The sequence below is a fragment of the Lysinibacillus sp. OF-1 genome (assembly GCF_028356935.1).
GTDB classification, from domain to species: domain Bacteria; phylum Bacillota; class Bacilli; order Bacillales_A; family Planococcaceae; genus Lysinibacillus; species Lysinibacillus fusiformis_D.
This window is the reverse complement of record NZ_CP102798.1, coordinates 3542170-3554184: the sequence shown is the minus strand read 5'-3', so window position 1 is coordinate 3554184 and position 12015 is coordinate 3542170. Positions and strand designations below refer to the sequence as shown.

At 37.3% G+C, this 12015-nt stretch carries 8 protein-coding genes; 6 read left to right on the top strand and 2 right to left on the bottom strand.

Translation table 11 applies throughout. The features are described 5' to 3' along the window. Positions 1–309 precede the first annotated feature (309 nt). Positions 310–1578 carry an L-lactate MFS transporter gene (locus tag NV349_RS17310; protein ID WP_036118777.1) on the top strand — a complete coding sequence of 423 codons (1269 nt, stop codon included), beginning with the start codon at positions 310–312 and terminating at the stop codon, positions 1576–1578. A gap of 275 nt (positions 1579–1853) precedes the next feature. Then, on the top strand, positions 1854–2546 hold the full coding sequence (locus NV349_RS17305; protein ID WP_036118779.1) for an AIM24 family protein: 693 nt from the start codon (positions 1854–1856) through the stop codon (positions 2544–2546). A 469-nt stretch (positions 2547–3015) separates the two neighbouring features. Here the strand turns inward: NV349_RS17305 and NV349_RS17300 are convergent, their stop codons facing one another. Beyond that, positions 3016–4266, bottom strand: a complete 1251-nt coding sequence (locus tag NV349_RS17300; RefSeq protein WP_036118785.1) for a BaiN/RdsA family NAD(P)/FAD-dependent oxidoreductase — start codon at positions 4264–4266, stop codon at positions 3016–3018. Positions 4267–4553: 287 nt separating this feature from the next. On the opposite strand from NV349_RS17300, the gene asnB reads away from it, so the two are divergent. The 4 genes from asnB (at position 4554) to NV349_RS17280 (ending at position 10689) form a co-directional block, all read left to right on the top strand. Then, entirely contained in the window at positions 4554–6404 is a 1851-nt protein-coding gene (asnB, locus tag NV349_RS17295) for an asparagine synthase (glutamine-hydrolyzing) (RefSeq protein ID WP_271910733.1), read from the top strand. Between the two features lie 271 nt (positions 6405–6675). Further along, entirely contained in the window at positions 6676–8289 is a 1614-nt protein-coding gene (locus tag NV349_RS17290; RefSeq protein WP_080717031.1) for a putative polysaccharide biosynthesis protein, read from the top strand. 10 nt (positions 8290–8299) lie between these two features. Further along, positions 8300–9013: a pseudouridine synthase gene (locus NV349_RS17285; RefSeq protein ID WP_036118789.1), complete on the top strand. Its 714-nt coding sequence runs from the start codon at positions 8300–8302 to the stop codon at positions 9011–9013. Positions 9014–9171: 158 nt separating this feature from the next. After that, entirely contained in the window at positions 9172–10689 is a 1518-nt protein-coding gene (locus NV349_RS17280; protein WP_036118791.1) for a GGDEF domain-containing protein, read from the top strand. Between the two features lie 48 nt (positions 10690–10737). Here NV349_RS17280 and NV349_RS17275 read toward each other — a convergent pair whose 3' ends face one another. Further along, positions 10738–11907 (bottom strand): MDR family MFS transporter, encoded by a 1170-nt coding sequence (locus NV349_RS17275; protein ID WP_080717032.1) that lies wholly within the window; start codon positions 11905–11907, stop codon positions 10738–10740. Positions 11908–12015 lie beyond the last annotated feature (108 nt).

The following is a 12015-nucleotide window of genomic DNA, read 5'->3' as shown; positions in this document are numbered from 1 at the left end:
CAACATCAGAATGTGAAGTTATGCACAAAAATAATTATATTAATATAATTAATGATACCTAGTATAATAGAGTAGAAAAGTAATATTAGCTAAAAGCTGTCATGTTTTTTGTAGGAAAAACGAATTTATACTTAGAGACTGTAAGGTTTATGTGATAAAAATCATTGATAAAAAAACAAAATCCTTTTTGGAGAAATAATATTTTTTAGAAAAACATCTTGCATTTGAATAATTCTAAGTGGTAAATTGTTTTACATGGACGTTCATAGAATTTTCACAGGTAGCAAAAGAGGGGAGAAATGAGAATTTATGAATAAAAATAGATGGTTAATTGCATTATCTGCAATCGCTATTCACCTTTCAATCGGTGGAGCCTATGCATACAGTGTATATAAGCTACCGATTGTCACAGAAATGGGATGGAGTGAAACAAAGGTAACGGTTGCCTTTACCATTATGATGGGGCTTGCAGGTTTCTCTGCCGCATTATTTGGTAGCTTAGTAGAAAAAATGGGGCCACGTAAATCGGCGATGGTAGCAGCTGTCTTATTTGGAGCAGGACAAGCTGGTGCGGGTGTAGCGATTTCAATGGATTCTGTTGTCATGTACTGGTTAACATATGGTGTTCTTAGTGGGTTAGGTATGGGGATTGGTTATATAGCCCCTGTATCAACACTTGTAAAATGGTTCCCAGATCGCCGTGGTCTAGCAACAGGTATGGCCGTACTTGGATTTGGATCTGGTGCATTAATTACAGCGCCAGTCGCAGCCAACTTAATGGAGGCAGTTGGCATTTCTACAACGTATTTTATTTTAGGGGCAAGTTATTTCACGTTAATGATTTTAGGGGCTTCATATATAGCGCCACCTAAGCCTGGTTATATGCCAGCGAATATGAAGGCAGCTGCCGATAAAGGCAAAGAAGTAGTAAAGAAAGATTTAGCAGTGATGTCAGCGCGTGAGGCTGTCAAAACAAAGCATTTCTGGATGCTATGGTCCATGCATTTAGTCAATGTAACTGCGGGGATTATGATGATATCTGTTGCCTCTCCGATGGCACAGGAGATTGTTGGTCTATCAGTTGCTGGTGCTGCTGCAATGGTAGGAATAATGGGGCTATTTAATGGTGGTGGTCGTTTAATTTGGGCCGCTGTGTCTGATTATATTGGTCGTTCAAACGTTTTTGTTATTTTCTTTACAGCACAATTAATTACATTTATTGTCCTACCACATACAACAAACGTAATTATTTTCCAAGCACTTATTTTCTTAGTTGTTAGTTGCTACGGTGGTGGATTCTCGAATTTACCTGCATTTGCTAGTGATCTATTTGGTACAAAGCAACTTGGCGTTATTCATGGCTATTTATTAACAACTTGGTCATTAGGTGGTATTTTCGGACCGTTGTTAGTAAGTACAATTAAAAATGCTTACGGAAGCTATATTCCTGTGTTCTATGTATTTGCTGGGTTAATCGCAGCTTCATTAATTATTTCGTTAACACTACGTGCAGATGTACGTAAACAAACTGCTTTAAAAGCAGCACAAAATGTTGGAGATGTCTCCGCTACTCAATAAAGTGAACTTTCAATTGAGACAGGAACTATATAAGTGTCATTTCGCACATGGCACTTATATAGTTATTTTTTGTAGCGGTTGTTATATAACAATTATCGTTTCTTAGTTTAATGTATAACAGTATATATTTGATGTCAATAACATGACTGGAAATGAAGTGATTTTGTTATTAAAAGAGAGATTCTGTAACGAAATGCACAATCAGGGACAATCCGCTAAAATTTGAATCTTTTCTCAAATGTAAACGTATATAAGGTAATTAGGAGGGATGAATCTTGGGAAAATTTTCTTTAGATGAATTTGTTCATAAAACACAGCAAGATGACAATGAAAATGATTATTTTGAATTGGAAACTGAACGAGTATTAGAAGTGAATCTAAACGGTGAAGTATGGTCAAAAATGGGTGCAATGATTTCCTATACGGGTGATATTAAATTTGAACGTGAGCGTGTGCTGGAGCATGGTCTTGGTAAGATGTTTAAGAAGGCTTTAACAGGTGAAGGCACGCAATTGATGAAAGCAAGCGGAAAGGGAAGACTTTATTTAGCAGACCAAGGAAAGAAAGTAACGGTCTTTGATTTGAAAAATGACAGTATTTGTGTAAACGGAAATGATTTACTTGCCTTTGAGCCTAGTATTGAGTGGGATATACGCTTAATGCGTAAAATGGCTGGCATCATGTCAGGCGGTCTATTCAATGTGACACTACAAGGAACAGGGAAAGTGGCCATTACAACACATTTTGAACCATTGACATTATTAGTGAAACCAGGTGAAACAGTTTATACTGATCCACATGCTACTGTTGCATGGTCAGGAAATTTAACACCTGAGTTTAAAACAGATATCAGCTTCCGTACATTTATCGGTCGTGGCAGTGGCGAATCCATTCAGATGGCATTTTCAGGTGAAGGCTTTGTCATTATCCAGCCGTTTGAAGAAGTTTATATGTCTAGTGAAAGCTAAAAAGAGCGTGTCCGTTTTTCTTGGACACGCTTTTTCATAGTGTTGAAAAACAAAGCAATCAATAGCATTTTTGTGAAAGATGAAAATGGATTTCCGTTGCTGGCTATTTGCTTTCCTGTAGGCGAGCACCGAGCTGCTTCCTCCGCTACCGCTCGGTGTAGGGTTTCAACTGTCTCGCTATCCCATGGGAGTCAAGTAGCCTGCCACCTCAACCCACAAATATTTAACTTTTTAGCAAAGGTTTTTAAATAAAGTGAAGGTGTTCACTAAGCATTTATGAAAGCGTGTTGTAACTAAACACTTCTCCACATTGAAAATAAGAGCCTGTTCTTTCTCTCATTATACAAATAAAGGGCTATTCGATTGCAACAGCTATATGAAAGATAAAGAAACATGGTGGAGGCGGCTTATCGGACGCCCCTTGAACGGAAATCAACCCCTTGCCTTGCCAAAAGGTCTTTCTCTTCTATTATAATGCAGCATGCATTCCTGCAATACGTCCCGTTACGAGCGCAGAGGTAATATTATAGCCTCCTGTATAGCCATGAATATCAAGAATTTCTCCACAGAAGAATAAACCTTCTTTTTTCTTTGATGCCATTGTTTTTGGCTCGATTTCTTTTACAGAGACACCACCGCCCGTAACAAACGCTTTGTCAAGTGACTGTGTGCCGCTCACTTTTAATGTGAAATTGACTAGTAAATGTGCTAATTGACGAATTTTCTCTTGGGATAACTCAGCACCTGTTGATTGGACATCGATATTTGCTCGCTCACATAAGAATAAGAGCCACCGTTCTGGTGCAATGCCTTTCCAGACATTTTTCACAGCCTTTTTTGGATCTTCCTTGATTAGTTTATTTAAATATTGCAGACATGTTTCTTCATTATAATGAGGCAGTGTCTGAATACGTATTGTCACTGGTTCATAGCCTGTTTTCATTAATTCTTTCACAACGAACTGACTACAGCGTAAAACAGCGGGACCACTCAAGCCAAAATGGGTAAAGAGCATATCCATTTGATGTGTGACAAGTGTCTTGCCTTTTTTGTTGAGCACAGAGACAGCGACATCACGCAATGCTAGCCCTTGAAGCTCACGCGCTTGGATAAAGTCCTCTTTTGATAGAACAGGCACCTCTGTTGGGAAGAGCGTCGTGATTGTATGACCAGCACGCTCTGCCCAAGGATAGCCATCACCTGTTGAACCGGTTTGTGGGACCGCCTTGCCACCAACAGCTACAATGACTGCTTGACTACGGACTTCGGAGCCATCCGCAAGACGTACACCCAAAATTTTATTTTCGTCCATCAGAAGCTTACTGACGGCTGTGTGTAAACGAACTTCAATATGTAGTCGTTGAAGCTGACGAATTAGTGTATCAACTACATCTTGTGCCCGATTGGATACAGGGAACATTCTGCCGTGATCCTCTTCTTTTAGGGCGACACCAAGCCCTTCAAAAAATGCGATAATATCTTCGTTATTATAAACTGTAAATGGACTATAAAGAAAACGACCATTGCCAGGTATATGCTTAACTATTTCTTCGACAGGTAAACGATTAGTAACATTACAACGTCCACCGCCAGAGATGGCTAATTTCTTGCCAAGTTTTGCGCCTTTTTCTAACAATAACACTTTCTTTTTACGCTCTCCGGCAGCAATCGCCGCCATTAAACCAGATGGGCCACCACCGATCACGATTACATCATACATAGTTAGAAACTCACTTTCTGTTCAAATTAGGAATCTTTCCTATTATACATGAAGTCTATATAGAGAGGGGTTTTCTTGGACATTGAAAATAATAGAAAAGTGTTTTATAATTCCTTATCTCATCTTTCGTGATGAAGAGTGTTTATAGTAGAATGAAACACATGAATCTTTGTTATACAATTGTTTCGATGAAAGTTTTCCTTTATTAGCATTGTCAGCATGAAATGAACGTCTTTTCATGCTATTATGGTAAAGGTTATGCACTAAATTATGAGGTGAAAAATAGAATGTGCGGATTTATTGGTTATATTAATGGAACAAATGTGATTGATCATCATCAAACAATAGAAAATATGATGAATACAATTATTCACCGCGGACCAGATAGCGGCGGTATTCATAGTGACGATAAAGTAACGTTAGGTTTCCGTCGATTAAGTATTATTGACTTATCAGAAGTAGCAAATCAACCATTATATAGTGAAGACGGCAATATTGTGCTTGTATTTAATGGGGAAATTTTCAACTTCCAAGAGTTACGTGCAGATCTTATTGAAAAAGGTCATACGTTTAAAACACAGTCAGATAGTGAAGTCATTATTTATGGCTATGTAGAATATGGCGTAGATTTTGTGAAAAAACTACGTGGGATGTTTGCCTTCTGTATTTGGGATAAAAAGAATGATTTACAATTTATTGCACGTGATGGTTTTGGTATTAAACCATTGTACTATTCTGAGTATACAACAGATGGTACATTTATTTTCGGTTCTGAAATAAAATCGTTTTTACCACATCCTTCATTTATTAAAGAATTAAATAAACAGGCGATACGCCCATACTTAACATTCCAATATTCTTCAATGGATGAAACCTTCTTTAAAGGTGTCTTTAAATTACCACCTGCACACTATATGCTGATTCAAAATGGACAAAAGCAAATTGTGCAATATTGGGATAAAAAATTCCATGCAAAAGACGCACCGATTGAAAAATATATCGAAGAAATTCAGTCAACGGTTAAAGAGTCTGTAGAAGCTCATAAAATTAGTGATGTAAAAGTTGGTTCATTCTTATCTGGTGGTATTGACTCTAGTTATATTACTTCTTTATTACGCCCAGATAAATCCTTCTCAGTAGGATTTGCTGACTATGAAGATATGTTCAATGAGACAAATCTTGCAAAAGATTTATCAGATACGTTGAATATTCAAAATGAACGTAGATATATTACAGCGGATGAGTGCTTTGAAGCTCTTCCTAAAATTCAATGGCATATGGATGAGCCACAGTCCAATCCATCTTCAGTGCCACTTTACTTCCTTTCAGAGCTTGCATCAAAAGATGTAACAGTTGTGCTATCAGGTGAAGGCGCAGATGAAATTTTTGGTGGCTATGCTTGGTATCAAAACTCAGGGAAAATGCAAAAATACGAAAAACTACCATTAGGTCTTCGTAAAACATTACGAGGAATGGCAGAAGCCCTACCGAAAAATCAATATACGAACTTCCTTATTAAAGGTGCTCAAACGGTAGAAGAGCGTTTTATTGGAGAAGCAGTCGTGTGGGATGAAGTAGATGCCATTAATGTTTTAAAACCAGCTTATAAAAATGCGCCATCTGTAAAATCGATTACAAAACGTATTTATGATGAAGTGCCTGGTGATGACGATGTGACAAAAATGCAATACCTGGATCTAAACCTTTGGATGCCTGGTGACATTTTATTAAAAGCAGATAAAATGAGTATGGCTCATTCAATTGAATTACGTGTACCATTTTTAGATAAAGAAGTTATGGAATTAGCGAAAAATATTCCATCTAGATATCGTGTCAATGACATTGATACAAAATATGTTTTACGTCAAGCGGCACATCAAGAATTACCAGAGGAATGGGCGAAACGGCCAAAACTTGGTTTCCCAGTGCCAATTCGTCACTGGTTACGTGAAGAAAAGTATTACAGCATGGTCAAAGAAATGTTTACAACGGACTTTGCGAATGAATTCTTTGATACAAAACAATTAGTGGGCTATCTAGATGAGCACTATGAAGGGAAAGCAAATCGCGGTCGATATATTTGGACGGTTTATGTATTCCTAGTGTGGTATAAAAAGTTCTTTGTGGACATGGTATAAGAAATACGGTTAATCGGTGGGGATGTTCCATTCCTCACCGATTATTTTAAGGTCTTTTTTCATCAGGTATTTTTGAATGAACTTTTTGGTGTATTTATGCGTCTCATTTCCTATAAATATGTTAAGATTACAGTTGGTTTACTTATGCTATTCACAAGGTGATAGCGCTTGCATGTTGGTTTCTTTGAAGTAACAGAAACGAAAATGTTTTATAAGTATCCTTGAAGTGTTACGATATTAATATTGATTTTACAATGAATGGATGGGTATGATGTCCAATTTAATGAAAGGTACTGCGATATTAACACTGGGGATGTTTTTATCGAAGGTACTCGGATTAATTTATATTTTTCCGTTTTATGCAATTGTTGGCGAAAAGAACATTGCGCTTTATCAGTATGCATATATTCCCTATTCTATTATGTTGGCAATAGCTATTTCAGGTGCGCCAATAGCCGTCTCTAAATTTGTCTCCAAGTATAATGCAATGGGAGACTATCAATCAGGTCGCAAGCTGATGAAATCGGGCATACTCATTATGATGGTAACAGGCTTCGGGGCATTTATCGCACTCTTCCTGCTTGCAACGCCGATAGCAGGGCTAGTTATTAAAAGTGAGGAACAAGTCTTTACGGTTGAACAAATTGCTTCGGTGATTCGCTGGGTCAGCTTTGCCTTAATCGTCGTACCATTTATGAGTCTATGGCGCGGCTTCTTCCAAGGCTATGACAAAATGGAGCCTACGGCAGTTTCTCAATTGGTAGAACAAATTGTGCGAATTGTTGTGTTACTTGGTGGTTCTTTCTTAGTCGTTGTGGTGTTCAAAGGGAAGCCAGAGACAGCGATTTCGTTTGCTGTGTTTGCTGCCTTTATTGGGGCAATCGGTGGATTAGGTGTTCTTTATTACTACTGGAAAAAATATCAGCCTGAATTCAACTTATTACGTAGCCAAAGTGTGACGTCTACACAGCTACCGATGTCCAATATTTATAAAGAAGTGATTACCTATTCCATACCAATGGTGTTTGTTGGAGTAGCCAACCCGTTATTCCAATTAGTTGACATGCTTACATTTAATGGGGCGATGACTTCCATTGGTTTAGCAGAAGTGACAGATACTTATTTATCGATGATAAACTTTATGACACATAAGGTTGTCATCATTCCGGTCATGCTAGCGACAGGCTTTTCAATGGCATTAGTACCGACGATTACAAAATATTACACACAGGGTGAGTATTTATCGCTACGCCATGCGATGGATAAAACCTATCAAATTTTAATTTTTATTACATTGCCAGCTGTAGTAGGTATTTCTCTTTTAGCTAATGAAATCTACTTCATGCTTTATTCAGAAAGTGAAATGGGTGCTACTATATTAGCGCATTATGCACCAGTTGCGATTTTATTTGCATTATTCCAAGTAACAGCAGCGTTGTTACAAGGGATTGATTTTCAAAAGTGGATTGTCTTCAGCTTATTATCAGGGATATTCGTTAAGCTAGCGTTAAATATTCCATTCATTCGTTGGCTGGAGGCAGATGGTGCCATTGTGGCAACTGCAATTGGCTATAGTGTATCGATTCTTATCAATATCCTTGTGCTACGAAAAACATTGAATTATCGATCAGAAATGGTTGTTCGTCGTGTTATGTTGATTGCTTTATTGACAATGGCAATGGCAATTAGCGTGCTCGTTGTGCATAAATTATTGGAATTGCTTATGGGCCCAGTAGATAGTAAATTCTCAGCATTACTATTCTCTATTATTTGTGCGGGTGTTGGTGTGGCTGTTTACGGCTTTTTATCACTGCGCTTAGGTTTGGCACAAAAGTTATTGGGTGAACGATTAACGCGCATTATGAGCAAACTGGGAATGAAATAGGAGTGGTACTATGCGTTTAGATAAATTACTAGCGAATATGGGGTATGGTTCCCGTAAAGAAGTGAAGCAGCTATTAAAGCAAAAGGCTGTCACAGTGGATGGTGCTTATGTTAAAGACGCAGCGCTACATGTAGACCCAGAACAGCAGATTGTATCAGTGTTTGGAGAGCGCGTTGTTTATACAGAGTTTGTCTATTTTATGATGAATAAGCCACCTGATGTTATTTCTGCAACAGAAGATTTAAGAGACGAAACGGTGATTGAATTATTAGAGCCATTGCATCAGCATTTTCAACCTTTCCCAGTTGGACGGCTGGACAAAGATACAGAAGGGTTACTGTTATTAACCAATGACGGTTTGCTGGCCCATAATTTATTGTCTCCGAAAAAACATGTGCCAAAGGTTTATTTTGCACAGATTGAGGGCGTTGTGACGGAAGAAGATGTCGAGAAATTTGCGCATGGCGTGGAATTAGATGATGGCTACGTTACAAAGCCTGGAAAGCTTGTGATTCTACAATCTGCACAGCAATCAGAAATAGAGCTGACAATTCAGGAAGGCAAATTTCATCAGGTGAAACGAATGTTTGAGGCTGTGGGTAAACGTGTAACGTATTTAAAGCGGTTGTCTATGGGGAATCTTCACCTAGATGATAAGCTGGCATTAGGTGAATATCGTGAACTAACTGCAGAAGAGCTAGCCAGCTTACAAAACAATCATTAACACAATCCTCGGTGCTACTATAGCATCGGGGATTTTTTATATACAGTATGATGACAGTAACGGTATAATATGAATGAGTTACTGTGATGTACTCATGTAGCTTATCATTATCTAAAGTTTTTAAAATATGATGGTGAAAATAGGTAGAGGACAAATATATGAAGAACCTGCGTATAAAATTATTACTATCTTTAATAGCTTTTGCAGTCATACTCGTTGCTGTCATTTCATATGTCAACAGACAAATACTAGTGGCAGATATCGAGAAGCAAGTGGCCATGAATAAAGTATTAATTGAAAATCATATTCTGACAGATATGCAAACGATCGATAATGCTCATTTTTATTTTGATAAAAATATGTCAGATAATATGGAACAGGAACTTAGAAAATTACAAAACGATTATCGCAAAAATCCTGCTATTGAAACTTGGGATTTGCAACAGAAGAAACAGAAGCATGGTATGGATATTTACATAGTAGATCAATCCAACAAGGTGATTTACACGACATTTGAGAAAGATATTGGTTTGGATTTTTCGAGCTGCTGTCAGCGTTTTTCGGCATTATTGGATGAGCGGCGTGCTAGTGGTGAGTTTTATACAGATGGAATAGATATTTCGACAACGACAGGAGAATACCGAAAGTTCGGCTATTTGGCAACGCATGATAAGAAATATCTGCTTGAGTTAGGCATAGACTTACTGAATGATCCAGTCTTTCAAACCTTTAATTTTGAGAAAACCGCAGAATCCTTAATTGCTAAATACGAGGATTTAGTAGAAGTGCAAATCATTAACGCCGGTGGAGTTTTTTTTGATGATTCTAGATTGAAGAAGATCACCGTGCGAGATCAATCCAAACAATTTCAGCAATATTTTGAGCTAGCGAAGAAAAAAATGGAGCCAGTTGAATTTCAAAAAGCATTACATCATGGTTATATAGAAACGCATCTTTTTTTGCCTTATGAAGCAGAGACAGTGAGAGGGGAGTCTTCAAAAAGGCTTGTTTATGTGAAATTTGTCAATTCTACTAAAATAGAAGCGCTCCAAAAAAATACAAAACAATTTTGGATTTTACTATCCATTGCCTTGCTAACAGCATTTATTATGCTATTAGTCATCAATAAAATTTTATCTAAAACAATCTATCTTGCCACATTCGATCCGTTAACGGGTGTCTATAATCGTGCTACCTATATTCGGAAGTTTGACAATTTATTAAAAAAACGAAAAATGAATGTGCCTGGTTTGTTGTTAATCGACTTGGATAATTTTAAGCAAGTAAATGATCAATTTGGGCATGTGGAAGGGGATCGTATCCTGATTGAAACAGCCATGATTTTAAAGCATGTAGTGAAAAACAATGGCTTTGTCGTGAGATTCGGTGGAGATGAATTTGCTATTGTCTTGTACGATACGACAGAACAACAGATGCAACAAATTGCAGAGGCCATTTTGACTCAAATCAGAACCGTAAAATATGAGGGATATGCTAGTGAAAAATGGTCCGTATTATCTGTCAGCATGGGTGGCGCCATTTATCATCATGTTGAAGAGACAGAAATGAGCTTATTTGAACGGGCGGATAAGGCACTATATCAATCTAAAAATGCAGGTAAAGATCAATATTCTAGTTATGCTGAGGTCGCTGCTGACGAAGACTATAGTATTTAAAAAAACGCTCCATTCTATCATTAGCCAATGATAGCAATGGAGCGTTTTTTAATGCGTTGTCGTTTTGGATCTATAAAAGAAACAACTACATAATACAAGAATGGCGATGACAGCAAACATAGCATTCATATAATGAGTCAATAACCAACCACCTATTATGGGTCCAATAAAGCCGCCTAAATTTTTAAATTGCGCAGCGCCCAAATAAGTTGCTTTTTGTGTATCTGGTGCAATTTCATCAATCATAACATTCATTGTTGGGAAGGCAAAAATCTCACCTATTGTAAAAATAATCATGGCGATGATATAGAGCGTATAATTATTGGAGAATCCGAATAAAAATAGACCAATTGCAAAGAACAGTATACCTACCAATAATGTTGCGGACGATGAAAACCGCTCTGATACAATGCTTATTGGTAATTGTAATAATAAGACAACCGCTGCATTGAGAGAGATTAATAGCGAATAAAGTTTCGCACCTTCCTCGATTTTTAATTCAATGATTTGTGGTAATGTAGAATCAAATTGAGAGTATCCTATATTGATTAGGATGGCACCTAAAATAAAGCTAAGTAGTACACGATTTGTTAATAAAATTGTGAATGTACTTAGTATTTTTGTTTGAGTGACAGCTTTAGGTTGTTGCATTTGATAACGGTTTAACACGAAAAATAAAAATACAGCATAAATGATATACATAATACCTGTCAGCATAAAGGGGATACTTGGACTTGATAGCTGTGAGATGTACACACCGATAATAGGGCCGATGACCGCTGCAATATTAATGGCTGTATAACGTAACGAAAATAGTCTTTTTCGTTTATCAGCAGGTGTAAAATCAATCATTAATGCCTGTGTGGAAGGTTCAAAAAATGAACGACAAAGACCATTCAAGGCATTGAATAGGACAAAGAGCCATACGGTATGAACAGTTGCAAAGCCGAAAAATACAAGGCTCCAAACAATAATCGTTAGTAAAATAACACTTTTTCGACCAAAGCGATCTGTTAGATAACCACCAAAAAATCCACCAATAGTGGAAATAAGTGGCGCAATTCCAATCGTCAACCCAATTTGTAAAGGGGAGGCTTGAATTTCATTATGTAGATAAATAGCTAAAAAAGGCATTGCCATAAAGCTTGCAATACGTGTAAATATTGTTCCGCCTAAGATAATCCAAACTAATGGATGAAAGTACGTTGACAATTTCAAATAAAATCCTCCTCTCAACATTTAGAATGTTTCGAGTTTAACGGATTGTTAAGCAACTGTAAATAGTCAAAATAATCTTGAAGGAGCACATAGGGAAATTTTTCTGTA

Excerpts from the sequence above, each read along its gene's own strand:
- NV349_RS17310 (WP_036118777.1), top strand. The coding sequence starts at position 310 with ATGAATAAAAATAGATGGTTAATTGCATTATCTGCAATCGCTATTCAC.
- NV349_RS17300 (WP_036118785.1), bottom strand. The coding sequence starts at position 4,266 with ATGTATGATGTAATCGTGATCGGTGGTGGCCCATCTGGTTTAATGGCG.
- asnB (WP_271910733.1), top strand. The coding sequence starts at position 4,554 with ATGTGCGGATTTATTGGTTATATTAATGGAACAAATGTGATTGATCAT.
- NV349_RS17290 (WP_080717031.1), top strand. The coding sequence starts at position 6,676 with ATGTCCAATTTAATGAAAGGTACTGCGATATTAACACTGGGGATGTTT.
- NV349_RS17285 (WP_036118789.1), top strand. The coding sequence starts at position 8,300 with ATGCGTTTAGATAAATTACTAGCGAATATGGGGTATGGTTCCCGTAAA.
- NV349_RS17280 (WP_036118791.1), top strand. The coding sequence starts at position 9,172 with ATGAAGAACCTGCGTATAAAATTATTACTATCTTTAATAGCTTTTGCA.